The organism is Caproiciproducens faecalis (assembly GCF_019448085.1).
GTDB classification, from domain to species: domain Bacteria; phylum Bacillota; class Clostridia; order Oscillospirales; family Acutalibacteraceae; genus Caproiciproducens; species Caproiciproducens faecalis.
This window is the reverse complement of sequence record NZ_JAGFNZ010000002.1, coordinates 207,241-231,941: the sequence shown is the minus strand read 5'-3', so window position 1 is coordinate 231,941 and position 24,701 is coordinate 207,241. Positions and strand designations below refer to the sequence as shown.

At 50.6% G+C, this 24,701-nt stretch carries 28 protein-coding genes; 14 read left to right on the top strand and 14 right to left on the bottom strand.

Features of this window, described 5'->3' with window-relative positions:
- Positions 1–19: 19 nt before the first annotated feature.
- Positions 20–241, bottom strand: coding sequence for a FeoA family protein (locus J5W02_RS05465; RefSeq protein WP_219965277.1), 222 nt, complete (start codon positions 239–241; stop codon positions 20–22).
- A 48-nt stretch (positions 242–289) separates the two neighbouring features.
- Positions 290–502, bottom strand: a complete 213-nt coding sequence (locus tag J5W02_RS05460; RefSeq protein ID WP_219964671.1) for a FeoA family protein — start codon at positions 500–502, stop codon at positions 290–292.
- A 329-nt stretch (positions 503–831) separates the two neighbouring features.
- Here J5W02_RS05460 and J5W02_RS05455 point away from each other — a divergent pair, with 329 nt between their 5' ends.
- From J5W02_RS05455 to J5W02_RS05440, 4 genes are all read left to right on the top strand, one after another.
- Positions 832–1,032: a YwbE family protein gene (locus J5W02_RS05455; protein WP_219964670.1), complete on the top strand. Its 201-nt coding sequence runs from the start codon at positions 832–834 to the stop codon at positions 1,030–1,032.
- Between the two features lie 19 nt (positions 1,033–1,051).
- On the top strand, positions 1,052–1,402 hold the full coding sequence (locus tag J5W02_RS05450; protein WP_219964669.1) for an arsenate reductase family protein: 351 nt from the start codon (positions 1,052–1,054) through the stop codon (positions 1,400–1,402).
- 340 nt (positions 1,403–1,742) lie between these two features.
- Positions 1,743–2,210, top strand: a complete 468-nt coding sequence (locus J5W02_RS05445; protein WP_330659691.1) for a methylated-DNA--[protein]-cysteine S-methyltransferase — start codon at positions 1,743–1,745, stop codon at positions 2,208–2,210.
- A gap of 84 nt (positions 2,211–2,294) precedes the next feature.
- Positions 2,295–2,894, top strand: a complete 600-nt coding sequence (locus J5W02_RS05440; RefSeq protein WP_330659690.1) for an HDIG domain-containing metalloprotein — start codon at positions 2,295–2,297, stop codon at positions 2,892–2,894.
- Between the two features lie 53 nt (positions 2,895–2,947).
- Here J5W02_RS05440 and J5W02_RS05435 read toward each other — a convergent pair whose 3' ends face one another.
- The 4 genes from J5W02_RS05435 to J5W02_RS05420 are packed head-to-tail and all read right to left on the bottom strand — an operon-like array spanning position 2,948 to position 7,258.
- Positions 2,948–3,205: a (2Fe-2S) ferredoxin domain-containing protein gene (locus tag J5W02_RS05435; protein ID WP_219965276.1), complete on the bottom strand. Its 258-nt coding sequence runs from the start codon at positions 3,203–3,205 to the stop codon at positions 2,948–2,950.
- Positions 3,206–3,210: 5 nt separating this feature from the next.
- Positions 3,211–4,902: a [FeFe] hydrogenase, group A gene (locus tag J5W02_RS05430; RefSeq protein ID WP_219964666.1), complete on the bottom strand. Its 1,692-nt coding sequence runs from the start codon at positions 4,900–4,902 to the stop codon at positions 3,211–3,213.
- Positions 4,903–4,905: 3 nt separating this feature from the next.
- Positions 4,906–6,780: an NADH-quinone oxidoreductase subunit NuoF gene (locus J5W02_RS05425; protein ID WP_219964665.1), complete on the bottom strand. Its 1,875-nt coding sequence runs from the start codon at positions 6,778–6,780 to the stop codon at positions 4,906–4,908.
- Positions 6,767–7,258: a complex I 24 kDa subunit family protein gene (locus tag J5W02_RS05420; RefSeq protein WP_219964664.1), complete on the bottom strand. Its 492-nt coding sequence runs from the start codon at positions 7,256–7,258 to the stop codon at positions 6,767–6,769. Before J5W02_RS05420 ends, J5W02_RS05425 begins: the two co-directional genes overlap by 14 nt.
- 290 nt (positions 7,259–7,548) lie before the next feature.
- Here J5W02_RS05420 and J5W02_RS05415 point away from each other — a divergent pair, with 290 nt between their 5' ends.
- The 4 genes from J5W02_RS05415 (at position 7,549) to J5W02_RS05400 (ending at position 8,913) form a co-directional block, all read left to right on the top strand.
- Positions 7,549–8,079 (top strand): flavodoxin domain-containing protein, encoded by a 531-nt coding sequence (locus J5W02_RS05415; protein WP_219964663.1) that lies wholly within the window; start codon positions 7,549–7,551, stop codon positions 8,077–8,079.
- Between the two features lie 61 nt (positions 8,080–8,140).
- The gene (locus J5W02_RS05410) at positions 8,141–8,380 is read left to right on the top strand and encodes a heavy-metal-associated domain-containing protein (RefSeq protein ID WP_219964662.1); all 240 of its coding nucleotides are present in this window, start codon (positions 8,141–8,143) and stop codon (positions 8,378–8,380) included.
- Between the two features lie 11 nt (positions 8,381–8,391).
- On the top strand, positions 8,392–8,544 hold the full coding sequence (locus J5W02_RS05405; RefSeq protein ID WP_219964661.1) for a hypothetical protein: 153 nt from the start codon (positions 8,392–8,394) through the stop codon (positions 8,542–8,544).
- Positions 8,545–8,724: 180 nt separating this feature from the next.
- On the top strand, positions 8,725–8,913 hold the full coding sequence (locus tag J5W02_RS05400) for a ferredoxin (protein ID WP_219964660.1): 189 nt from the start codon (positions 8,725–8,727) through the stop codon (positions 8,911–8,913).
- 51 nt (positions 8,914–8,964) lie between these two features.
- On the opposite strand, the gene hydF is transcribed toward J5W02_RS05400, so the two are convergent.
- The 5 genes from hydF to J5W02_RS05375 all read right to left on the bottom strand — a co-directional run bounded on the left by hydF (position 8,965) and on the right by J5W02_RS05375 (position 14,421).
- Positions 8,965–10,167 (bottom strand): [FeFe] hydrogenase H-cluster maturation GTPase HydF, encoded by a 1,203-nt coding sequence (gene hydF / locus J5W02_RS05395; RefSeq protein ID WP_219964659.1) that lies wholly within the window; start codon positions 10,165–10,167, stop codon positions 8,965–8,967.
- 30 nt (positions 10,168–10,197) lie between these two features.
- On the bottom strand, positions 10,198–11,616 hold the full coding sequence (gene hydG, locus J5W02_RS05390; protein ID WP_219965275.1) for a [FeFe] hydrogenase H-cluster radical SAM maturase HydG: 1,419 nt from the start codon (positions 11,614–11,616) through the stop codon (positions 10,198–10,200).
- A gap of 11 nt (positions 11,617–11,627) precedes the next feature.
- Positions 11,628–12,680: a [FeFe] hydrogenase H-cluster radical SAM maturase HydE gene (gene hydE / locus J5W02_RS05385; RefSeq protein ID WP_219964658.1), complete on the bottom strand. Its 1,053-nt coding sequence runs from the start codon at positions 12,678–12,680 to the stop codon at positions 11,628–11,630.
- A complete protein-coding gene (locus J5W02_RS05380) occupies positions 12,677–12,958 on the bottom strand; it encodes a TM1266 family iron-only hydrogenase system putative regulator (RefSeq protein WP_219964657.1) in 282 nt (93 codons plus the stop codon). The genes hydE and J5W02_RS05380 overlap by 4 nt, the downstream gene beginning before the upstream one ends.
- A gap of 332 nt (positions 12,959–13,290) precedes the next feature.
- Positions 13,291–14,421: an aldo/keto reductase gene (locus tag J5W02_RS05375; RefSeq protein ID WP_219964656.1), complete on the bottom strand. Its 1,131-nt coding sequence runs from the start codon at positions 14,419–14,421 to the stop codon at positions 13,291–13,293.
- 126 nt (positions 14,422–14,547) lie between these two features.
- On the opposite strand from J5W02_RS05375, the gene J5W02_RS05370 reads away from it, so the two are divergent.
- Positions 14,548–14,937, top strand: coding sequence for a MerR family transcriptional regulator (locus J5W02_RS05370; protein WP_219964655.1), 390 nt, complete (start codon positions 14,548–14,550; stop codon positions 14,935–14,937).
- Positions 14,938–15,067: 130 nt separating this feature from the next.
- On the opposite strand, the gene J5W02_RS05365 is transcribed toward J5W02_RS05370, so the two are convergent.
- Positions 15,068–16,249, bottom strand: a complete 1,182-nt coding sequence (locus J5W02_RS05365) for an MFS transporter (protein ID WP_219964654.1) — start codon at positions 16,247–16,249, stop codon at positions 15,068–15,070.
- 238 nt (positions 16,250–16,487) lie between these two features.
- On the opposite strand from J5W02_RS05365, the gene J5W02_RS05360 reads away from it, so the two are divergent.
- Positions 16,488–18,515 carry a thioredoxin domain-containing protein gene (locus tag J5W02_RS05360; RefSeq protein ID WP_219964653.1) on the top strand — a complete coding sequence of 676 codons (2,028 nt, stop codon included), beginning with the start codon at positions 16,488–16,490 and terminating at the stop codon, positions 18,513–18,515.
- 62 nt (positions 18,516–18,577) lie between these two features.
- Positions 18,578–19,021, top strand: a complete 444-nt coding sequence (locus tag J5W02_RS05355) for an NUDIX hydrolase (protein ID WP_219964652.1) — start codon at positions 18,578–18,580, stop codon at positions 19,019–19,021.
- On the opposite strand, the gene J5W02_RS05350 is transcribed toward J5W02_RS05355, so the two are convergent.
- The gene (locus J5W02_RS05350; protein ID WP_219964651.1) at positions 19,018–19,590 is read right to left on the bottom strand and encodes a hydrolase; all 573 of its coding nucleotides are present in this window, start codon (positions 19,588–19,590) and stop codon (positions 19,018–19,020) included. The genes J5W02_RS05355 and J5W02_RS05350 overlap by 4 nt on opposite strands.
- 255 nt (positions 19,591–19,845) lie before the next feature.
- On the opposite strand from J5W02_RS05350, the gene J5W02_RS05345 reads away from it, so the two are divergent.
- Positions 19,846–20,601 carry a tRNA threonylcarbamoyladenosine dehydratase gene (locus J5W02_RS05345; RefSeq protein WP_219964650.1) on the top strand — a complete coding sequence of 252 codons (756 nt, stop codon included), beginning with the start codon at positions 19,846–19,848 and terminating at the stop codon, positions 20,599–20,601.
- 42 nt (positions 20,602–20,643) lie between these two features.
- Here the strand turns inward: J5W02_RS05345 and J5W02_RS05340 are convergent, their stop codons facing one another.
- Positions 20,644–21,324: a response regulator transcription factor gene (locus tag J5W02_RS05340; RefSeq protein WP_219964649.1), complete on the bottom strand. Its 681-nt coding sequence runs from the start codon at positions 21,322–21,324 to the stop codon at positions 20,644–20,646.
- Between the two features lie 188 nt (positions 21,325–21,512).
- On the opposite strand from J5W02_RS05340, the gene J5W02_RS05335 reads away from it, so the two are divergent.
- Positions 21,513–23,354 (top strand): efflux RND transporter periplasmic adaptor subunit, encoded by a 1,842-nt coding sequence (locus J5W02_RS05335; RefSeq protein ID WP_219964648.1) that lies wholly within the window; start codon positions 21,513–21,515, stop codon positions 23,352–23,354.
- Positions 23,351–24,700 carry an ABC transporter permease gene (locus J5W02_RS05330; RefSeq protein WP_219964647.1) on the top strand — a complete coding sequence of 450 codons (1,350 nt, stop codon included), beginning with the start codon at positions 23,351–23,353 and terminating at the stop codon, positions 24,698–24,700. Before J5W02_RS05335 ends, J5W02_RS05330 begins: the two co-directional genes overlap by 4 nt.
- The last annotated feature ends 1 nt before the right edge of the window (position 24,701 follow it).

Genomic DNA, 24,701 nt, shown 5'->3' with positions numbered 1-24,701 from the left:
ATTTGGCCTCGCCGTACGGCTACGCCACTTCAATGTTCTGTGCATCTGCTTTCCGGATGGACAGCTCATAATTTCTGACCGTAATTTCCACCGGATCGCCTAAAGGAGCTACTTTCCGCACAAAAATCTGTACGCCTTTGGTGATTCCCATATCCATAATCCTGCGCTTGATTGCTCCGCCGCCGTTCAAAGCGGTGACCGTTACGGTAGTGCCGCACTTTGCATCTTTCAGTGTCATAATGGTTTCCCTCCTGTCAATTTTACCTATGATTCAGAAGACCGCGGTCTTCTACGCCACCATAATCCTGTTTGCCATACTTTTGCTGATTGCCACGCGGGTATCCTTTACATTCACAATCATGTTGCCGCCCATTTCAGAAACAACGGTAACATTGCTGCCGACCACAAAACCCAGACTTTCCAAAAAGCGTTTGGTTTCGTCTCTGCCGTGAATTTCATGGATAATACTCTGTACTCCGGACTGTGCTATTGTAAGCGGCATAATGAATCCTCCTTTTTCTGTAGCAAGAGAAAAATTTTTGGTAGTTAGCATAAACTAACCATCTATAATTTACTCCGTATTCACAGTTTTGTCAATCCTTGTAAACACAAAAAAAGAATTAATTTACAATTTTATAAAATACATCCAACAATATCAAAAATAAATTTTAAAAAATATGCAGGATGAAAACATTGCTCCAGCTGGTGCTTACAGCTGCCGATCGCTGAAAATCTTAGCCGGGGATACGCTGTTTGTACTTTTTCATCCGATGGGCTTGTGCCGATGGCAATGAGAGGATATACTGGAATAAAGAAAAGGCGGGTGAAGAGATGGACGGAAAGATCAGAGCAAATATCAGAATCGGCGCGCTGGTGGACATAGTGCTGAAAAAAGACCAGCCGACGGGTAAACTGACGCGCGGTCATGTGAAACGAATCCTGACAAACAGCCCCACGCATCCCCATGGCATTAAAGTGCTGCTGGCTGAGGAAGACATGGTGGGACGGGTACAGGAAATCATAGAAGAATGAAAGAACGGAAGTGATCGAAATGGCTTTATTTGTGTGCTACCCCAAATGTACTACCTGCCGGAAAGCTGAAAAATGGCTGGAGGAAAACGGGATTGCATTCGAGGAGCGAAATATCAAGGAGCAGAATCCCACTGTGGAGGAACTCAGGGAATGGCACCGGAAAAGCGGTCTGGAGCTGAAAAAGTTCTTTAATACCAGCGGCTTGCTTTATAAATCCAAGGGGCTTTCTCAAAAGCTATCGTCCATGAGTGAGGAAGAACAGTTCACTCTGCTTTCCACGGACGGAATGCTGGTCAAACGGCCGATCTTTGTGGACGGAGACACCGTTTTGGTGGGCTTCAAAGAAGAACAGTGGGAAAAATTAAAATAAAAAATAAAAGGTTCAAATCGGAGCTCGTAATCCACTCCTTTTTGAACCTTTTTTCTGCGGTAAGCCTTCGGATTTTCCGGTTTTCTGGTGACTGGGTTTAACGGGCCCCATGTTGTTCTTTTCGAAAGATCCATCGCCCGTTTTTCTTTTTTGCTCAGCTTTTCGTAGCCGACGTATTTTTTCATAAAATCACTCCCTGTGTTTTAGTATAGCACAAATTCCCGTACGCTCCAAGAGGAAAGGAATTTATATATTCTAATAGAGAACATACTGAAAAGCAATTTTATGTAAGATAAGGATAAAATCAGGAACGGCAGTTATAATAGAGAGGATGGGCGCGGTGAAAAATTTGTTTTTTTATGATACGGAGATCGGGCGGATCGCGATGGCCGAAAACGGCGAGGGAATTACCGACCTTTGTTTTGAAGGTGCACCTGTTCCGCGGGATGCGAAGGTTCTTGAAACACAGCTGCTCCGTCAGGCGGCCGAAGAGGTGCGGGAATATCTGGCAGGACGCAGGAAGAAGTTTACCGTTGCGGTTTTCCCATCCGGTACGGATTTTCAGCGCAGAGTGTGGAAATGCCTGTGCGACATTCCTTACGGAGAAACACGCAGCTATAAGGAAATTGCCGAAAGCGCCGGAAGCCCGAAAGGATTCCGCGCGGTGGGAATGGCCAACAACCGGAACCCGATTCCGATCATCATCCCGTGCCACCGTGTCATCGGGGCGGACGGTTCGCTTGTGGGTTACGGCGGGGGCATGGAACTGAAAGTGCGGCTTTTAGAACTGGAAAAACAGGCGCTCTGAAAAAGTTCCGCGTATTACCGCCGCCTTGAAACAGGCGGGGGACGGACAGTAGAAAACGCCGGGAAGGCGGAGAAGAAAATGGAAATGAAACAGAGTTTATTTGAATCCATGGAACAGCATCTGCTTGCAGACGAAAAGCCTTCGCTGTATTTCGATGAGCTGGATAAGACCTCCGCTCTGCGGGAGTATCCGTTTGCCATGCTGCACGACCTGAAAAATGCTGAGCAGTCGCCGGAGCACCATCCGGAGGGCAACGTCTGGAACCACACGATGCTGGTGGTGGACGAAGCCGCGAAGGTGAAGGAGAAAAGCAGCGACGCAAGGGCGTTTATGTGGGCGGCGCTGCTGCATGACGTCGGCAAACCGGGCACGACCAGAATTCGGAGAGGGAAAATTACTTCCTATGACCATGACAAGCTGGGCGAAAAAATGACGGCGGAATTTTTCAAGCAGTTCAGCAAAGACGAGAAATTCATTGAGAAAGTGACCGCTCTTGTCCGCTGGCATATGCAGCTGCTATTTGTGGTAAACAACCTTCCTTTCGCGGATTTAAAGCAAATGAAGGAGCAGACCTCTCCGCAGGATATTGCCCTGCTGGGCCTGTGCGACCGGCTTGGCCGTCTGAAGGCAAATCGGGAAAGGGAAGAAGAAAACGTTCGTGTTTTTCTTGAAAAAGCCAGGTGAAATCAAAATTGACCGGAGCCTTTTAGGCTTCGGCCAATTTTTTTATGTCCAGATCAGTTCTGCGGTTTCAGGGCCGCGACCACATGTTCTTCAAAAAATTCCTTAGCGGTTGTTCCGGTTACGCTTTGTACTTCTCCGGAATCAATTTTCACGCAGACCCCCTGATGGGTGCAGTGTCCCATGCAAAAGGCCGCTTTGATTTTCACACTGTCATGCAGGCTGTATTTTTCAATCATCTGCTGAAAAGCAGCAATCACGTTATAGCTGCCTTCCAGATGACACGCCGTTCCAATGCAGACACTGATAACCATTGAAATCACCGCTTCCTCTCTTCGTATTCCACATGGAGAAGCTCGTGTACTTTTCCTTTTAGTAAATCAGAATAGAGCGACATGACGACCGGGTTTTCTTCCGAACGCTTGATGCTGCACATCTTATCGGCGGCGTAAAGGCCGCTGCTGCGCTTCTTTTTACCCTGCAGGTCGGTGATCGGCTGTCCTGCTCCGCAGACACAGCCGCCGGGGCACGCCATGACTTCTACGAAATCGTAGCTTGCTTCGCCGCTCTGGATCCGCTGAATCAGGTTTTCCGCATTTTTCAGTCCGCTGACCATTGCAATTTTCAGCTCACGGTCACCGTAGGGAACCACGGTTTCTTTGGTGCCCTCCATCCCTCTGACTCCGTTGAACGCAATCGCGCGCAGCTGGGTCGTGGACTTGTTTTCGGCAAGGCGGCGAATGACCGCCTCTGTTACGCCGCCGGTAACGCCGAAGATCACGCCGGCGCCGCTCCGGTTGCTGAACGGCATATCAATGGCTTCCGACTCCAGCTCGGAGAAATAGATGCCGGATTCCTTAATCATCTGAATCAGTTCCTGGGTCGTAATCACATAATCCACATAGGGAACCCCGTCTTTTTTGAATTCTTCCCTTGCAGCCTCAAATTTCTTGGCGGTGCAGGGCATGACGGCAACGTTGACTACACGGCGGCTGGAATGCCTGTATTCTTCTTTCAGAACGGCGCCGAACATCTCCATAGGAGAGCGGCAGGAGGAAATGTTGGGCAGAAGTTCGGGATGCTTTTTCTCCGCGTACTGAATCCAGGCCGGGCAACAGGAGGTGAAGAGCGGCAGTTTTCCGCCTTTTTCAAGGCGCTCCAACAGTTCGTTCGCTTCTTCCATTACGGTCAGGTCAGCTCCCGTGGCGGTGTCAAACACTTCGTCCGCACCCATGCGTTTCAGGGCGGCGACGATTTTGCCCATCAGGTCTTCTCCGGCCTTTTGGCCCATTTTGCCGCCGATGCCGACGCGCACGGCGGGGGCAATCTGCACAACGACCTTGGTGTCCGGGTCGCTCAGAGCGTCCCACACGCTGTCGGTATCTTTTTTCACCACAATCGCACCGGTGGGGCACACGGCGGCGCACTGGCCGCAGCCGACGCAGTTGGAGTCCGCAATCGGGACATGGAACGCGGTGCTGACCGTCATTTTCGCGCCTCTGGACATAAAGTCGATGGCGCCTACGTTTTGCACCTCATTGCACATTCTCACGCAGTCGCCGCAGAGAATGCATTTGTTGGTGTCGCGGATGATGCACAGAGAAGAGGTGTCCAGCTTCGGGTTTTCCGCGGTATTCTTAAAGCGGATCTGTTTAATTCCGAAACGCTCCGCCAGCTCCTGCAGCTTGCATTCTCCGTTTTTTTCACAGGTCGTGCAGTCGCGGCAGTGGTCGGACAGCAGCAGTTCCAAAATCATTTTGCGGTATTTTCTCAGCTTCGGCGTATTGGTGTAGATCTCCATTCCGGCGCGGGGCGGGGTGGAACAGGCGGCTTCCATACCGCCGCGCTTGTTTTCCACCATGCACATGCGGCAGGCTCCGTAAACGGAAAGCTCGGAATGATAGCAAAAGGTCGGCAGTTCGATTCCCGCTTTGCGGATGAGGCTGAGCAGGTTCTTTTCACCCTCTATTTCCACCGGGATATTGTCAATCAGCATAAATTCTCCGCTCATTACTTAGTCCTCCTTTACCGCGTGGAAAGCACAGGCTTCCACACAAGCGCCGCATTTGATGCATTTTGCACTGTCGATTACAAACGGCGACTTGATCTGGCCGGTAATCGCGCCTACGGGGCAGTTCCGCGCGCACTTGGAACAGCCCTTGCACAGGGATGCGTCTATATAAATCTTTTTGAGTTTCTGGCAGTTTTTGGTGGGGCAGCGTTTGTCGATGATATGAGCCTCATATTCATCGCGGAAATACTTAATCGTGCTTAACACTGGGGAAGCGGCAGTTTTGCCCAGACCGCAGAGTGCGGTCGCGGAAATGGTTTCCGCCAGCTCTTCCAAAAGGGCAATGTCGCCCGGCTCACCGTTTCCGGCTACGATGCGTTCCAGAATTTCCAGCATCCGCTTGGTGCCTTCGCGGCACGGAACGCATTTTCCGCAGGATTCGTTCTGCGTGAAGCTCATAAAGAACCGTGCGACTTCGACCATACAGGTATGGTCGTCCATAACAACCAGTCCGCCGGAGCCGATCATGGCGCCGACCTTTTTCAGGTTGTCAAAGTCCAGCGGCAGGTCGAGGTGCTCCTTCGTCAGACATCCGCCGGACGGGCCGCCGATCTGTACGGCCTTGAATTCCGCGCCGTCGCGCATTCCGCCGCCGATATCATAAATAACTTCGCGCAGAGTGGTACCCATGGCGACCTCGATCAGGCCGGTGTTCATGATGTTGCCGGTCAGAGCGAACGCCTTGGTTCCCGGGCTGTTTTCCGGGCCGATGCCGCGGAACCACTGGCCGCCGTTTTCAATAATTGCCGGTACGTTTGCAAAGGTTTCCACGTTGTTCAGGACGGTCGGGCTGTCAAACAGGCCGTGTTCCACGGTTCTGGGCGGTTTTACGCGCGGCATACCGCGTTTTCCCTCTATGGACGCGGTCAGAGCGCTGCCCTCTCCGCAGACAAAGGCTCCCGCGCCGCGGCTGATTTTTAGATCAAAGCACAGGTCGGTGCCAAGGATATGGTCGCCCAGAAGTCCAAGCTCCCTCGCCTGGTCAATGGCAATGCCAAGACGCGTAACGGCAAGCGGATACTCCGCGCGGACATAAATATAGCCGTGTTTTGCGCCGCAGGTGTAAGCGGCGAGGATCATGCCCTCCAGCATCTTGTGCGGGTCGCTTTCCATAACGCTTCTGTCCATAAACGCGCCCGGGTCGCCCTCGTCGCCGTTACAGACAATGTATTTATTCTCCGCCTTCTGGCGCTTTACCTGGGACCATTTCCGGGCGGTGGGGAATCCGCCGCCGCCGCGGCCGCGCAGGTTGGAAATTTCCACTTCCTGCAGCACTTCGTCCGGGGTCATCTCGAACAGCGCTTTTTCCAGCGCGGAGTACCCTCCGTTTGCTATGTATTCGCCGATAGAAGTGGCGTCAATATGTCCGCAGTGCTCAAGTACCACGCGTTTTTGCTGTTTATAGAAAGGAATGGATTCCTGGTGCCTGTGGACTTCGCCGCCCTTATGGTAGGTGAGCCGTTCCACACAGGTGCCGTGGACGGCGCTGGCTTCCAGAATTTCTTCGCAGTCTTCGGGTTTTACTTTAACATAAAGATAGCCCTTCGGTTCAATGCGGACCAGCGGGCCCATTTCGCAGAATCCATGGCAGCCGCTTTTCTTGACACCAATCGGATCTCCTTCCGGTTCGTGCTCCAGATCGACCACGCAGTTAATTCCTTTTTCCTTAATAAGCTTCAGAAAGGTATCATATAAAGCAAGAGATCCGTTTGCCACACAGGCAGTGCCGGCGCAAATCAGAATTTTAACTTTTTGTTTATCAAGACGGGCCTTGTACAGGCTGCGAATATTCTGTAAATCTTCTCTACATTTCAGCATCTGATTGATCCTCCTTGAGTGTTACAAGCAAATCGGTTACTTTCTGCGGAGTCATCAGTCCCATGACTTTATCGTTTACCGTCAGTGTGGGCGCAAGTCCGCAGGCACCAAGGCAGGATACCGTTTCAACGGTAAAAAGCAGGTCGTCCGTCGTTTTTTTGGACGCGGAAAGACCCAGCTCCTTGCGCAGCTGGTCCAAAATAGCAGTCGACTTTCTTACATGGCAGGCTGTCCCGTCACAAACCTTTATCACGTATTTCCCTTTGGGCTCTAAAGAAAAATTCTCGTAAAAAGTTGCAATGCTGAAAATCTGTGCCTGGCTGATGCCAAGCTGGTCAGAATAATAAGGGAAAATAGCCTTAGGCAGATAACGGTACACCTCCTGTGTGTCCTGCAGGATCGCAATGATGTTGCCGGATTTGTACTGATGGCGTTTCAGTATTTCATCCAGAATCTTGTGGTCGCACTGAGTATCCATTGATTCTTCTCCTCGCAATTCGTTTGTGTTTACCTGTTAAAAACTTCTCTAGGTTACAAAAAAGATAACATATTGTTATTTTATTGTCAATGATTTTTGGGAACAACGATGAAAAAAAGTCCCGCATAACCAAGGACAAAATTGTCTCAGACAGTCTAGGTTTTAAACGGCTGAAATGAAATAAAAAATCAAGTCTTTCACCGAATTTTTAATTGACAAATATTGGAAAAAATAATATGATTGATAGCAATCCTTATCCATTTAAAACTGAAGGGGCGAAAAGATAGATTATGAAAACTACCGTTGTTGTTTATCGGTCAAAATCCGGATTCACCGAAAAATACGCCAGGTGGATCGCTGAGGAAACAGGAGCCGACCTGATGAAGACGAGCGAAACAAAGCTTGAAGATTTGCTGCAATACGGCACCGTCGTTTACGGCGGCGGGTTGTATGCCGGCGGAATCAATGGCGTAAAGCTGATTACCGGGCATCTCGGTGAGCTTGCCGGGAAAAAGCTGATTGTTTTCGGTGTCGGCGCGTCGCCCTGCCGTCCCAATACGGCTGAAGAGGTTCGCAATGCCAATTTTACCGGAGAAGCAAGAGAAAAAATTCATTTTTTCCTTTTGCGCGGCGGGTTTGACCTGAGTAAATGCAACCTGAAAGATAAAATGCTGATGAATCTGCTCAAGGTGAAGCTGGAAAAAGCCCCCGAGACCGACAAAGACGCAAAAGGAATGCTCGCCTGCTATGATCATCCGGCAGATTTTACGGACAAAAAGGCAATCGAACCGATCTTGGACTGTATGAAAAGCGCGCAATAAAAATGGTTGGAATATGATATTCACCGCCCGAGTGTCAATACTATGGGCGAGGTGATGATTCATGTCAAAAGCGAGTGCCTATTTTCAGGTGGAAAATATGACCGACAAGAAAGATGTTGAGACGATCAAAAAGGAACTGGATACCCTGCACGGGGTGATTTCCGTCAGTACCAATACCCACACGGGAAGAGTCGCCGTGGACTACGATACCACGGGAGTGGAGCAGAGCCGGATTGAAGATAAGCTCCAGCGGCTCGGCTACAAAATACAGGCCGAAAAAAACGAAAACCATGTGATGTAGAGGGGAAAAATATGGACGAGAAAGAAATTCAGGGCCAAAACGGGCTGACCGGGGCAAACGGGATTCCTGCCGCGGAAAACGCGGGGCGTTCCACTAAACCGGAAAATCAAAACCAGTCGCACAACACAAAAAAAGTATCGCTTGGCCCCAACACCAAACGGTAATAATTCCTTATTTACTTTTGCAGATGGTTTGTGTATAATGGGGTAAATGAAAATATTACGGCAAATAATTCCAAAAAATTCAGAATAATCTTTTGCAATCAGGCGACAATACTGTAATACTCATTTAAACGGAAAACGATAAAAAATTTGGTCATTTCGACCGGAAAGAAGGATGTTATTATGCAAGCGACTCTCGATAGAAGCGGATGCATTTCCTGCGGCCTGTGTATAGAAACCTGCCCCGAAGTTTTTAGAATGGGCGATGACGGCGTGGCTGAGGTTTACAGGGAGGATGTCCCGGCAGAGGTAGAGGACACGGCCATTCAGGCACAGGACGGGTGCCCGGTTTCAGTTATTACAGTGGAATAAGAACAAATTAAAAAAAGAGAAAGCCCATTTTGAAATGAGCTTTCTCTTTTTTTAGTCTGCGCAATTTAAATCGATCTTGTCTAAAATTCCGGACAGATAGGCGATTACCACCCCGTAATTGGACATGGGAATGCCCTGCGCGCGGGCGCGCTCCACACGGGACAGGACATATTTTCGATTAAACATGCAAGCCCCGCACTGAATAATCAAATCATACGGGGAGAGGTCTTCTGGGAAATCGGAGCCGCTCACCATGTCGACCGTCAGGGCTTCCCCGACTTTTTTGCGGAGCATACGGGGGAGCTTTTCCCGTCCGATGTCCTCTGCCAGCGGCGCGTGGGTGCAAGCCTCTGCAATCAGCACTTTTGACTTTTCCGTCAGGCGGTCAATTGCGCTCGCGCTTTCCACATAATAAGGAAGGTCGCCCTTGTAGTTGGCGAACAGTACCGAAAAAGAAGTCAGCTTGCTCGCCTTTGGCTTTTTTTCATAAACGGTTTTAAAGACCTGCGAGTCGGTGATAATCAACTTGGGCGGCTCTTTCAGGCAGGAAAGCGCTTCGTCCAGCTTGTCGGTGGTGGCGCTCAGAACAACACACTTTTTATCGAGTAGCTCTCGCAGCGTCTGTACCTGCGGCAAAATCAGGCGGCCCTTCGGTGCCTGAATATCCTGCGGCATGACCAGCAGAATCAGGTCGCCGTTGTTCACCAGCCCGCCGGTAATGCTCTTGGCTTCGTAATCCTCGGGCAGCTGGCGGATGAGCTCTTCGCGGATTTTTTCTATCCCCGTTTTTTCCTTTGCGCTGACCACAATGGGACTCAATTTGCCGGCTTTCTGAACCTTTGCGGCAATTTCAGCGGTATTGGTCAGAATATCAGCCTTGTTGACGACGGCAATGACCGGAATTTTCTGCCTGCGCAGGGTTTCTGTCCAGCTGATTTCCTCCGAAATGTCTTCGCCGCTGAAAATGACAAGAGCAATGTCGGTTTTATCAATGACTTTTTTCGTTTTGTCCACGCGCATTTGTCCAAGTTCTCCCACGTCGTCAAAACCGGCGGTGTCAATGAATACGCAGGGACCGATGCCGTAGATCTCCATTGATTTATAGACCGGGTCGGCGGTTGTTCCGGCTACGTCCGAAACCAGTGCGGTTTCCTGCCGGGTAAGCGCGTTAATCAAGGAGGATTTGCCGCTGTTGCGTTTTCCAAAAATGGAAATATGAAGGCGGTTGGCTCTTGGGGTATCCGTTAAACTCATTTTCAGCACCCTTTCCGTCTTGTTCGTTTATTAAAATCTAAAGTCGCGTTTGCCCGCTTTCAGCTCCTGCAAATGCTCCATGGCAAGGGAACGGACTTTTTCGTTCGGAATATTGAGCACTTCTTTGGCAATCAGCGCTTCCCCTTTTTTTCTGGTGTCAGGAGAAGCGTAATCCTCCAGATATTCCTTGAGCGTCATCAGCGCATTGGGGTGGCAGCAGTTTGCAATCTGACCGGATTTTACAAGCGTCATGAAGCGGTCCCCGGTACGCCCCGCACGGTAACAGGCGGTGCAGAAGCTGGGGATGAAGCCGAGCTCCAGCAGCCAGTTGACGATTTCGTCGAGCGTGCGCTTGTCGTTGACCTCAAACTGCGCGGAGTTGTCGTCCTCTTCTTCGGGTTCCACATAGCCGCCCACACTGGTGGAGGAAGCGCCGCTGATCTGGGAAACGCCAAGCTCCAGCACGCGTTCCCTCGTTTTCTGGGATTCTCTGGTGGAGATAATCATGCCGGTATAGGGAACCGCAATGCGCAGCACAGCGACGATTTTTGCAAAAATATCGTCCAAAATAGCGTTGGAGAAATTTTTTGGGTCAATGTCGTCGGCGGGACGTATTCTCGGTACGCTGATGGTGTGGGGGCCGACCCCCATGGCGGCTTCCAGATGCTCCGCGTGCATCAAAAGGCCGACAAAATCATACCGGTACATGTTCAGGCCGAATAAAACGCCGATTCCCACGTCGTCAATGCCGCCTTCCATTGCGCGGTCCATTGCCTCGGTGTGGTAGGCGTAGTCGTGTTTCGGGCCGGTGGGATGCAGCTCCTCATAGCTTTTCTTGTTGTAGGTTTCCTGAAACAGGATGTAGGTGCCGATGCCGGCCTCTTTCAGTTTGCGGTAATTTTCCACAGTCGTGGCCGCGATGTTGACGTTGACACGGCGGATGGCTCCGTTTTTATGTTTGATGCCGTAAATTGTCTGAATGCTTTCCAATACATATTCAATCGGATTGTTTATAGGGTCTTCGCCGGTTTCCAGTGCCAGCCGCTTGTGGCCCATATCCTGCAGGGCGACGACCTCGCGGGCAATCTCCTCCTGTGTCAGTTTTTTACGGTGGATGGTTTTGTTCTTATAGTGATACGGGCAGTACACACAGCCGTTGATACAATAATTGGAAAGATAGAGCGGGGCAAACATCACAATACGGTTGCCGTAAAATTTCTGTTTGATTTCTTTCGCCAGATGGAACATCTTCTCGTTTTCATCCGGAAGATCACATTCCAGCAACACGGCCGCCTCCCGGTGGGTCAGACCCTTGCAGTCCTTTGCTCGCTCAATCAGAGAGTCGATCAGTTCACGGTTATGCCTGTTTTTCTGCGCATATTCAAGAGTGTCCAGAATTTCCTCGTCGTCGATAAATTCAGTCGCTGTTTTCGATTTGCAGTTATACATCATAAAACTCCTTAATCGTTTAGATTCACGGGACAAAAATCTCCCCGGTCGACCACAATCCGGTAGCCAATGCTTTCCATCCGGTTCTGCAGGCAGAACCGGCACTCAGCCGCTTCTTCGCCTGTGCAGATCTTGTTGTCGTACAGCTCGTATTTCTTCCGCACTTTTACGGGTGAAAGGTTTGGCATCACGACATTTGCCCCGGCTAAAATTCCTTTTTCCCGTCCGTTTGGGTGAATGGTTCCGAGCGCGGTCGTCGCGGGAATCAGTGCATTTGGCAGCATCAGCCGCAGAATGCCGATCAGAAACAGAGTCAGTTCCAGACTTCCAGCGGGCTGATCGGCAAACGGCGTATCGTGATGGGGAATATAGGGGCCGATGCCCACCATGGCAGGCTGCAGCTGCCGGATAAACAGCAGATCCTCCGCAAGGTTTTCCACTGTCTGGAAGGGGGAGCCCACCATGAACCCGGTACCCACCTGATAGCCGATTTCCTTCAGCTGCCAAAGACATTCCATACGGTTCTGAAGCGTCTGGTTTTGCGGATGAAGTTTTCCGTAGTGAGCCGCATTGGCCGTTTCGTGGCGAAGCAGATAGCGGTCTGCTCCCGCTTCGAAATACTTTTGATAGGCTTCTCTGCTTTTTTCACCGATGGAAAGGGTAACGGCGCAGTCGGGATAGCTTTTTTTGATGGAGCTGACCAGACCGGCAATGTCCTCGTCCGTATAAAACGGGTCTTCGCCCCCCTGCAGGACAAAAGTACGAAAGCCCAGTTCATAGCCGTTTTCACAGCAGGAAAGGATCTCCTCCTTTGTCAGTCGGTAGCGCTGCGCGCGGGAGTTTCCGCGGCGGATTCCGCAGTAGTAACAGTCGTTGCGGCAGTAATTGGTGAACTCGATCAGCCCGCGGACATAAATCCGGTTCCCAAAATATTTTTTTGAAACGCTCTGGGCCAGCTGAAAAAGATATTCGCTGTTTTCCGGTGTGCAATGGGTTAGCAGCAGGCCGAAATCTTCCTTGCTGAGCGTTCTTTCCTTGTAAAGCCTGTCGATCAGAGCCTTCATTGACAATCTCCGTTTTCATTCTCTTGAGTAGGGGAAACCTTGGAATAAACTGTTTTGATGTTGACGTGGGGAATCATTCCCAATTTTCCGGAAAGGGCGCTGATAACGTCCCCCGGGGCGTCCATTACGATGCTGATGACCGAGATATGGCGTTTAGGGTAGGGAATACCCATCCTTCCTACAATGTACTCCCCATATTCGTGAAGGATGGAGTTGATTCTTTCTACGGAATCGGTGTTTTCCACTACAATTCCGACCAGAGCGATTCTGGATTCCATAAAATAGCCTCCTTTCCGGGCGTAAAAAATCCCTGTGCCGAAAAGGCACAGGGATAGCATATCAAAACAAAGGCACACAGCCGTGTCCCCTGAATTTCAACTATTCTCTCGCCTTCTCATTCGGGACGAACCCTCCTGCAATCAGCACGATCACTTTGTCAAAAAGTTTTCCCCGGTTTGCGGTAAGATGGAAGTCTCCGTCTCATCCGGCGCACCGAAAACTTAATTGTTAATATTATATCATGACTTTGGAAAAATGCAAGCAGGATTCCTGCCAATCTTCCGGCGGCACCGCTTCCACCGGAGCTACCTTTGCCGTTTTTTATCGGCGCTTATAAAATTCTTGCGGCAAGGGCAGAGATCATGGCCAGCTTTTCCGGAATCGCAATGGACTGTGGGCAGTGACGAGCACATTTTCCGCAGGCAACACAGTGGTTGGGCCTCTCGGATTCCGCCGTTTCAAGGTAATTTGCCTTGAAGGTGTCCATATCCTTCAAAGTCTGGTATTGATTGTAAATTTTAAAGATTTTTGGAATATCCACACCGCTCGGGCAGTCCATGCAGTAGCGGCAGCCCGTGCAGAGAATCGTATCCTTTTGTTTGCAGGCTTCCGCTGCCTGACGGACGATTTCGGCATCCAGCTCGGTCAGCGGCTCAAATCCGGTCATGGTGTCCACATTGTCCCTGATCTGGTCCATGGTTGACATCCCGCTTAAAACCGTCATGACGTTCGGCAGGGACGCCGCGAAGCGGATGGCCCACGAAGCGATGCTTTTATCCGGTCTTGCTTTTTGAAACAGCTTGTTTGCCGTATCACAGGGATTTGCCAGTGCCCCGCCGCGCACCGGCTCCATGACAATACACGGCAGGTGGTGACGCTCCAGAACTTTATACTGCTCTTTCGCCCTCTGAATATCCCAGTCCAGATAGTTCAGCTGAATCTGCGCAAAGTCAAATTCGTAAGAACTGCAGAGTTCTTCCAGAAACTCCGGTGTGTCATGGAACGAAAAACCGAGGTGGCGGATTACGCCTTCCTTCTTTTTCTGCAGCAGAAATTCATATGCTCCAAACTCTTTGCACCGTTCAAAGTGTTTTTTTGTAACAGAATGAATCAGGTAAAAATCAAAATAATCGGTCTGGAGCCTTTCTAGCTGCAGATTAAAAATGCGTTCAACATCGGCGGGCGTCTCGGCCATCCAGACCGGCATTTTAGTAGCGAGGAAATAGCTGCTTCTATCGTACTTTTTCAGTGCGTGTCCCACAAATTCCTCTGATTTCCCTCCGTGGTACATGTGCGCGGTGTCAATGTAATTAATGCCGTGGGAAAGAGCGTAGTCCACAATTTCCTGTGCTTTTTCGTAGTCGATATCTTCCGTGTCGGGGCCCGCTTTCGGCAGTCTCATACAGCCCAGTCCCAGCGCGGAGACAGATAAGTCGGTATCTCTGTATTTTTTGTACAGCATGATTTTCATCCCTTCCGTAATATGTTATACTATTCTAAACCTTAATGTTGACTCTAAGTCAAGGGGGATATCCATAAAATTTTATCACTGCCAAAAATAAAAGGAATCATGAACGGGGGAAAAACAGTGGGGTACACGATTAAACAGGCCGCGGAAAAAATGAATCTGACGGCGCACACACTCAGATACTACGAAAAAGAAGGCCTGCTGCCGCTGGTTGGGCGCAAGGATAACGGAATCAGGATTTTTACGGATTCCGACCTGGAATGGCTGTCCGTTATCTGCTGTCTGAAGGGCACCGGTATGCCGATTAAACAAATCAAGGAATATATCGATCTTTCGCTCGAAGGGGATTCAACGCTGGAGGAAAGACGACAGATTTTTATCCGGCAGAGAGAAAGTGTCTTGGAGCAAATTCAGCAGCTGCAAAAGCATCTTGAAAAGGTCAACCATAAAATTGAATTCTATGATTGTGCCTGCGCTCATTTGTCTAAAAAGGAACTTCGGACAAACTAAATTATACTCGTAGTATATTTACGATCTAATTATCTCAAACAATAATACTTTTTTGTATTAAAAGAGCATGGTCGTTAATTCAGCCATGCTCTTTTGATTGATTGCCGGAGTCTCTGTAATGCCAAAATGATTATGCCGTGTTTTTCTTTTTATAGTAGTAAACAATCGCGCCGTCCAGCCCGATTGCGGTCAGGCCGGCAAGAAAATAAAAGGCATTGCGCAGCCCGCAAAGACCGGCCAAAGCGCCGGTCACAATCGGAAGCACAGTCATGCCCACCGCGTAAATCGACTGATAAAAACCCATTGCGGTGGAATTCTTTTCTTTGGGAATGTTTTTCATTGCTTCAGAAGTACAGAATGAAAGCAGTATCCCCGTAGAAAGCCCCGACAGAATCTGCGTTGGGTAAAACCACTCTATTTTCGGCAGGTTTGGAATTAACAGACAGTAAAGCGTCAGGCAGGCAAAGATCAAAGGAATCCAGAAGGAAGGGCCGGATTTTCTGGCTGCGTCAGAAGCGGCGAAATATGAGCTGAGCACTGCCGCGACTATGTAAATGACGGAGCAAAGGCCAATTTGCGTACTGTTGGCACCGCGCGCCTGTGCCGCCTGCGCCGTAAAGGACATGGAGCTGGAAATCTGTACTCCCTGCTGAATAAACGCCAGCAGAGAAAAAACAATCAGGCGTTTATCCGTACATACCTTTAGCAGCTCGCGCACCGGCAGAATCTCTTTTTCGTGAGCGGGTTCCGTAATCAGCAGGGAAAGCAAAAGCGCGGGGATTGCGGCGGAGGCACTCAGTACGCACAGCAGATGCATTCCGAATTTGCGGTAGACCAGGGTTCCCGCGGCAAAGCCCAGAAAAATCCCCAGATTGTTTGCGCCGATAATAATGCCGGAAGCTTTTTGAAGCTGACCCTCCGGAAAGTGGCTGAAAAACAGGATCATAAATGAAATCCACGTTGCGGAAGCAAAGCCGGAAAGCAGGTTGCCAAAGAAAAAGCCGTATGCGTTTGGCAGAAAGATGCGAAACAGAGAGGCGGTTCCCGCACTGAGGACTCCGAGCATGATGAAGCGCTTGTGCCTGCTGTTGCGGTCTGCGGCGACGCCCACCGGCATTCGTATCATCAGCTGCGTAAATCCGTAGGCGCCGGTTATAACGCCAATCAAGGTGGGGGTAGCGCCAATCCCAGACAAATAGATTGACTGATAGGGAATATAGACATACTGACAAAACCAAAAAACAGAAACGATAATTGACAGAAGAAGGATCTGCGGTGCATCCTGTGCTTTCTTATTTGCTTCGGTTATCATACGGGAAATCCCCTTTGATCTTTAGTACTTTGATGACGGAGTTATAACAAAAATACTGTTTTAGAGCTGATACTTATTGTAGAACGCATTTTTATTAAATTCAAGAAGGGAATCGAATTCTCTGGAGCGGCTATATACAGTTCTATCTGCTGCGAGCAATTTTGAGGCTTACAGTATCATCCGGCAATCAGCGGCTAACAATAACCGTATTCGCATTTCGTTAAAGGGAGGATGCTCCATGAAAGAAACACCCAATCATTTAATCGGTGAAAAATCCCCGTACCTGCTTCAGCACGCCTACAATCCGGTGAACTGGTACCCGTGGGGAGAAGAAGCTTTTTCAAAAGCTCAAGCGGAGGATAAGCCGGTTTTTCTCAGCATCGGTTACAGCACCTGTCACTGGTGTCATGTGATGGAGCGGGAAAGCTTTGAAGACGACGAGGTTGCTCAGGCGCTGAACCGCGATTTTATCGCAGTCAAAGTGGACAAGGAAGAGCGGCCGGATGTGGACGCGGTCTATATGACGGTCTGTCAGGCGCTTACCGGCAGCGGCGGGTGGCCCCTGACCATCCTGATGACTCCGGATCAGAAGCCGTTTTACGCGGGAACGTATTTCCCAAAGGAGTCGCGGTATTCCATGCCCGGGCTGATGGATCTGCTTGCTTCTGCCGCGCAGCAATGGCGGGAAAACCGGAAAGAGCTTCTTGGTTCCGGCGAACGCATTGCCATGGCGCTCCGGGGACAGACGGTGAAAAAAAAGGGCAGGCTCACAAAGGACCTTCTGGTTTCCGCCCGGTCGTGGTTTCGGCAGACCTTTGACCGTCAGTACGGCGGGTTCGGAGCCAGCCCGAAATTTCCGTCTCCGCACAACTTGCTGTTTCTGCTTCAGTATGCTATGCTGGAAAAAGAAGGGGACACTCTTCAGATGGCGGAAAAAACCCTGCTGCAGATGTACCGCGGCGGGATTTTCGACCATGTGGGCTTCGGTTTTTCCCGTTATTCCACAGATGACAAATGGCTGGTTCCCCATTTTGAAAAAATGCTGTACGATAATGCTCTTCTGACTATGGTGTATCTGGAAGCGTATCAAATTACCCAAAACGTTTTCTATAAAACGGTCGCGGTCAAGACAATGGACTATATTCTGCGGGAAATGACCGACGAAAACGGCGGCTTTTACTGCGCGCAGGATGCCGACAGCGACGGTCAGGAGGGAAAATACTACGTTTTTACCCCGGATGAGATCGTTTCCCTTTTTGGGGAAAACGACGGACGCATTTTTATCGAGTATTTCGGTATGACATCCGGGGGCAATTTTGAAGGAAAAAATATTCTGAACCTGATCGGAAACCCGAATGCCGAGTGTGTGAATGAGGAAATCGAACGGCTGCTTCCGAAGGTGTATGAATATCGCCTGACGCGTACGAAGCTGCATAAGGACGATAAAATCCTGACCTCCTGGAACGCGCTGATGATCACGGCGTTTGCCGATGCCTATCGGATTTTGGAGGATAACCGTTATCTTGACGCGGCGGAAAAGGCAATGAGTTTTCTTCAAAGTAGTCTGACCGATGAGCAGGGTGATCTAAGGGTGCGTTACCGTGACGGAGAAGCCGCGGGTATGGGCGGGCTGGACGATTACGCGTTTACCGTATGGGCTTTGCTTAGCATTTACGACGCGACCTACGATGTGGATTATCTTCAGCAGGCATCTGAACTGAATCAGAAAATGCTGAACCGGTTTCATGATAAAGAAAGCGGCGGCTTTTATCTTTCCGCAAGCGACGCGGAAGCGCTTATTTACCGCCCGAAGGAAACCTATGACGGCGCGATTCCGTCCGGCAACTCTGCAGCGTCCCTCTGCCTTACTAAGCTGGCGGCGCTGACCGGAAATCCGGCTCTGCAGGAGGCCGCGGATCAGCAACTCCGCTTCATGGCGGGCGCCGCGCAGGAATTTCCGGCGGGGCACAGCTTTGCGCTGACGGCCATGACGGCCGCGCTGTACCCTTCCAGGGAAATCGTGTGCGTGGTAAAGGACGGCGCTGATTTTGAACGGGTCAAATCCCTGCTGCATAAAAAAAGAATGCCCAACACCACCGTACTCGTAAAAAGTGCGGAAAATGCGGAGCAGCTGGCAAAGCTTGCGGAATTTACGAGGGAATATTCGCTCAGGGACGGGAAAAGCGCCTATTATATCTGTCAAAACAACGCCTGCTCGCCCCCAATTTACGATCTGAAAGAGCTGGACCAAAAACTGTCGCAATAAAAGACTCCGTGCGGAACCAGCGGGTTCCGCACGGAGCGATTTTTGAAAAGAGGAAAAGATTTATGGTAAAAGTAGGATTTCATGATTTGGACTATGTGAAGAACGACAGCCTTAAATATGCCGTCATTGCGGCACGCATGGGAGAGAAATGGATTCTTTGCCGCCACAAAGAACGGACAACCTGGGAGATTCCGGGAGGCCACCGCGAGAACGGCGAAGATATCCATGACACCGCGAAACGGGAGCTGTATGAAGAAACAGGCGCGGTGAAATTTCAGATCAAGCCCGTCTGCATTTATTCGGTGGAAGGGGAGGACGACCTGATACATAATGCGAAACCTACTTACGGCATGCTGTTTTACGCACAGGTGGAATCCCTTTCCGATTTGCCTGCCGATATGGAAATGGCCGAAATCCAATTTTGCGCGGCGCTGCCGCAAAACCTTACCTATCCGCAGATTCAGCCCGTGCTGTGGCGGTGGGTCGTCAAAAACGAAAAGCTTTAAACGGCTTGCACCGTGTCCTCACAGGAACGCATAGCCAGAATGGTCTGTTCAATCAGGTAATCCAGCTCCCAGCCGAGCATTTCCGCGCCGTGCCCGATTACTTCCCGGGAGCAGCCCGCCGCAAAACTCAGTGTCTTGTATTTCTTTTTGACCGATTTCAGCTCCAAATCCTGTACGCTTTTCGAGGGGCGCATCAGCGCGACGGCGCCGATCAGACCGGTCAGCTCATCGGTGGCGTACAGTACTTTTTCCATCATGTGCTCCGGCTTGATATCGACGGTCAGCTGGTACCCGTGGCTGGCGGTTGCATGGATCATATCTTCGCTGACGCCTTTTTCACGCAGGATGGCCTGCTCACGGATGCAGTGTTCCTGCGGATACTGCTCAAAGTCCAGATCGTGCAGCAGCCCGACGATTCCCCAAAAGTCCTGTTCTTCTTTAAACCCTAGCAGATCCGCGAAATACCTCATGGTTCCCTCCACGGTGAGGGAGTGCTTCAAGTGAAACGGGTCCTTGTTGTATTCGGTCAGTAAGGACCAGGCCTGATCCCTTGTGATGTTTAAATCCATTTTCTACATCCTTTCCGCAATGCGCTGGTTGTTCCGCTTCTCCCGCCCGGTTTCCGCTAAACGGGATTTAACCGGATAATTCTGTTTTATTTTTCATAATACTGTTACGGCAAACAAATGTCAATATATTACTTTTTTAATAGGAAAAGGTTTTATTTCAATAATTGATTGATAACAGGCGGATGATAGGGTATAATTTGTTCCGTGAAATCAATGATAAAATCGATTATTACGGAACATACAGGTGGGAAAGAAATGTTAAATGAATTTTCAAGGACGGAGCTTTTGCTGGGGGCGCCCGCAATGAAAAAGTTGCAGGAATCCGCGGTGGCGGTGTTCGGAATCGGCGGAGTCGGCTCCTTCACGGCGGAAGCGCTCGCAAGAAGCGGAATCGGCGCAATCGCGCTTTTTGACGACGATAAGGTCTGTCTTACCAATATCAACCGCCAGCTGATCGCCACGCGCAAGACGGTCGGCAAGGCAAAGGTGGAAGTGATGCGCGACCGGATACTGGAAATCAATCCGTCCGCCAGAGTAGAGGTTTTCCCGATGTTTTACACGGGGGAAAACGCGGACACCGTTGACCTGTCCCAATTTTCCTATGTGGTGGACGCGATCGACACCATTTCGTCCAAACTCATTCTGATTGAAAAGGCCAAAGCCGCCGGTGTTCCCATCATCAGCTGCATGGGCGCGGGGAACAAGCTTGACCCGACAAAATTTGAGGTCGCCGATATTTACCAGACCTCTGTCTGCCCGCTCGCAAGGGTAATGCGCAGCGAGCTGCGTAAACGGAATATCCCTTCGCTGAAGGTGGTGTATTCCAAAGAGCCGCCGATGACGCCCATTGAAGACGACGCCACGAGCTGTAAATACCACTGCATCTGCCCGCCGGGCACAAAACGTAAATGCTCCATCCGCCGTCAGGTGCCGGGAAGCATTTCCTTTGTTCCTTCTGTGGCGGGGCTGATTCTGGCAGGCGAGGTTGTCAAAGACATCATCAAAGAGTAAATGCGAAACAGTCAAAAAGAGCAGGGCAATTGCCTTGCTCTTTTAATTTTCCGCTTGTATCAGCTGGTAGCCTACATTTTTAATGCAGTGAATCCGAATGCCGGAATGGATTTGTTTCAGCTTGTGGCGCAGATAGGTAATATGTACTTCAAGGCTGTTTTCCGCCGTCGGGTTATCAAATCCCCACAGCTTTGTCAGTGAATTTTCCTTGCTGCTGACGTTGTGCCCCTGCATCAGAAAAAATTTCATCAGTTCAAATTCCTTATTGGAGAGGGGCACGCGGCCCCCGGCGTCGGACAGCTCATAGGTGCTCAGATTCAGGCTTAGTTTGCCGAAGGACAGCGCGTTGTCCGGAATCATTTCTCCCTTTCTGCGGGATACGGCGCAGAGCCGCGCCAGCAGTTCCGCATCCGCAAAAGGGCGTTCCAGAAAGTCGTCCGCGCCGCTGTTCAGTCCGCGCACTTTATCGCTGATGCCGCATTTCGGCGAAATCATCAGAATGGGAACGGAGTGTCCCGATTTCCGTACCTGTCGGAGTACGTCCAGCCCGCTGCAGTCCGGAAGGGCGACGTCCAGAATCACTGCATCGTAAATCCCGCTCATTGCTTCATCGGCGCCGTTTTCACCCCGAAAGGCGGTAAAATAGTCAAAACGGTTCCGGCTCAGCAGCCTTCCGATCTTGTCCGCGGTTTTTTTATTGTTTTCAATAAGCAGTATTTTCATCCGAACACCTCCGCCCGTCTTTCCTATATTATACCAGCAGCGCTTTTTTCTGATGTGATGGTCTTGTGAAGGAGCGCTTAAATTTATGTGAAACGAAGGAAATTTAAACTTTATTTAAGTTTAAATTCCTATAATTGGATGTAGTCGGACTCTGAGCCTGGGAATAGGCGTGAAATGGGAGGTCACCTATGAAAGAAAAAGTACTCAAAATAAAAAGCAAAGTACTTGATTTGATTCGAAATCACAAAAAAATGTGCATTATCATTGCTTCCTGCACTGTGTTGAGCGCAGCGGTTCTGACGACGGTTCTGCTGTATCTGCATCAGATCAAGGCATCGCAAAACACTACCAGCTACCGTGAGTATACGGTTGCGAAGGGAGACGTGACCGTGGGAACCAGCGAAAGCGGTACCGTCGCACTGGATGAGGAAACGGTTTCGTTTCCGGTGGACGTAACCATTGACAGCGTCCTTGTGAAAGTGGGTTATTCAGTCAAAGCGGGCGAGTCGCTGGTAAAGCTTAATCAGAACAGCGTGACCGACGGGACGCTGGATTCCCGCACAAAGCTTGCGGAGGCAAAGCTTTCTCTTGAGCAGGCTGTTGCCGATCAGGAAAGCAAACTGAAAACCGCTAAAGTTACTTATGACAAGAGCAGGTCAAATGCCGCCAATGCTTATACGCAGGAATATCTGACCAAGGCGGAGGTTCAGAACGGCATTGCCACCGCCAAAGAGGATCTAAAGGAAAAACAGGACGAACTTACAAAATATCTTGCCCTTCAGAAAAGCTACCCGGCGGATTACGCCAAGCTGAAACAGCTGAAAGCCTGGAGGGACGACACAGAGACGACGAAGAGCAGCTACGAGGATCAGCTGGAGCAGTATGAAGAGGACCACAAAGCGGCTCTGGACGGACTCAGCTCTCTGGAATCCGCAAAGAATTCCGCTTACTCCGCGTGGGTTCTGGCCAAGGCGCAGGACGACGGGGAGGACGAGGCGGAAACAGAATATGACGCGGCCAAGGACGCCTATAACGATTACGCCGACTATATAGCCTCTACGGTTTCCGCAAAGGAATCGCTGGAATCGAAAGTATCCCTTTATACGGCGGAGTATAACAACTATTCCTCTGCCTATGACGATTTCAATGAAACCTTCCGGAGCAAATACGGTTCAAGCTCCACCAGCGACGACGACAGTGAAGCGGCTTCCTCCGATGAGATCGACTCCAAGGTAACCTCGCTTCAAAGCGAGGTAAAGTCGGCGCAGTACGCCTTGGAAAAGGCACAGAAATCTGCGTCTGGCAGCCTGAGCGAAGCGGAGCAGACTCTGCAGAGCAGTCTGATTGACGGCTCCGGCGCCGAATCCGCCTATGAATTAACGGTCAATCAGCTTGCGCAGGCGGTTTCCACCCAGCAGGAGACCTACGACAGTCTGCAAAGGGAGCTGGACGATGTCAACAGTGTCATCAACGGAGACGGCACCCTTACCTCTCCCTGTGACGGAATCATCGTTTCGGTCGGCTACACCGACGGGAGTGACGTAAAGGCCGGCGAAGCCATTGTAACAATTGCCAAAACCTCGGCGGTCAGCCTTTCCGTTTCTCTTTCGGAAGAGGATGTCACCGACCTGTCCATCGGTCAGGACGCGGAGATCACGCTGACCTCGTACGAAGGCCAGACTTTCCCCGCCACGGTGGAGAGCATTGCCGCTTCCCCGTCGCGCAGCGGGTCTGCTTCCGTTACCTACGCGGTTACGGCAAAGATGACCGACTCCAACACGAAGAAAGTCTTTGTAGGGATGAGCGGCGAAGTCGAGTTTATAAAAAAGCAGAAAAAAGATGTTCTTTATGTCTCCGATCAGGCGATTACCTTTGAGAACGGTGTTTCCAGCGTGCTTGTGAAAAACGCGGACGGTACCACCACCAAAACAACGGTGACAACCGGGTTTTCCAACGGACAGTATGTCGAGATTGTGAGCGGCCTGAAAGAAGGAGAAACTGTACTGGTTGAAAGTGCGGTGACAAAATGAGATTCAGCGAAATTCTTCATCTGGTATGGATTAATATTATGGAAAACAAAACAAAGGTGATGCTGACTTCCCTCGGCATTATTGTCGGCGCCGCGACGATTGTACTGGTGATCGCCATCGGACACGGCGGGGAAGTCGATGTTCAGGAGCAGTTTAAGACGCTGAACGTCGGCGCGATCAACGTCACCGTCAGCACCGAGGCCGATATGGCCGACGCAATGGCCGGCATGATGCCGCCCGGGGATATGGGCGGCGGCACAGCCGGCGGAGGTTTCGGCGGAAACGGAAGCACTAATCGGAGAAGCGGCAGCACAGGCGGCAGCGGCGGGATGCCCGGCGGTCAAATGGGCGGCGGCGGAATGACCCGGCAAAAAGGGGTAACGCTTACCACCACGGATGTTGACGACATTCTCAGCTATGTGCCCGACCTTTCCTCCGCGTCCATCGTCATCAGCGGAACCGGCGCGGTTCTGACGGATAATCTGGATGAGGAAACGGATGAAACGGTTGTCGGTTGTCTGCCGGAGTACCAGGACATCAGCAATCTGGAGCTTCTGCAGGGGGATTTTATTACACAGGACGATCAGGACGGCAAGAGCAAGGTCGCGGTGATCGGAAACAGTCTGGCAAAAACTCTTTTCGGCAGTGCCTACGCCGCCTACGGCGACGTGCTGACGATTGAGGGGAAAACCTATACGGTGGTCGGGGTTCTTTCAGAAATGGGAACGGTCTCTTCCGGCGTCAGCCCCGACGATTCCATTTACATTCCTTATTCTACCGCGCAGAAATTCGTACTTGGCAGCACGGCAACCCCTTCTATTACGGCAATCGCCTCGGATGTAAACGAGGTTTCCGATGCTATGACAAATATTACGGCGGTGCTGACGGAAAATTACCCGAGCGGAAGATTTACCCTGACGGACGCGGGCAGTGAAATGGAAGCGGCGACCACTTCGGCGAACACGCTTTCCATGCTGCTGATTGCCGTGGCGATTATTGTATTTATTGTGGGCGGTATCGGCATTATGAACGTGCTGTTTGTATCGGTCAGAGAGCGCACGCAGGAAATCGGAATTTTAAAGGCCCTCGGGTGCAGCAAACGGGAAATCCTGCTTGAATTTCTGGTGGAGGCGAACTTTATGAGTACTTTCGGCGGGGTACTCGGGGTCATTGCCGGGTTTGCCCTTGTACCGGCGGTACGCATGGCCGGCATGACGGTGGAACCGCTCGCCGTGAGCGGCGTTTTAGCGCTGGCGTTTGCGGTGGTGACCGGTACGGCTTTTGGATTTTATCCCGCTTACAAAGCGGCCCAGCTCACACCGATTGAAGCTTTGCAGCAGGAATAAA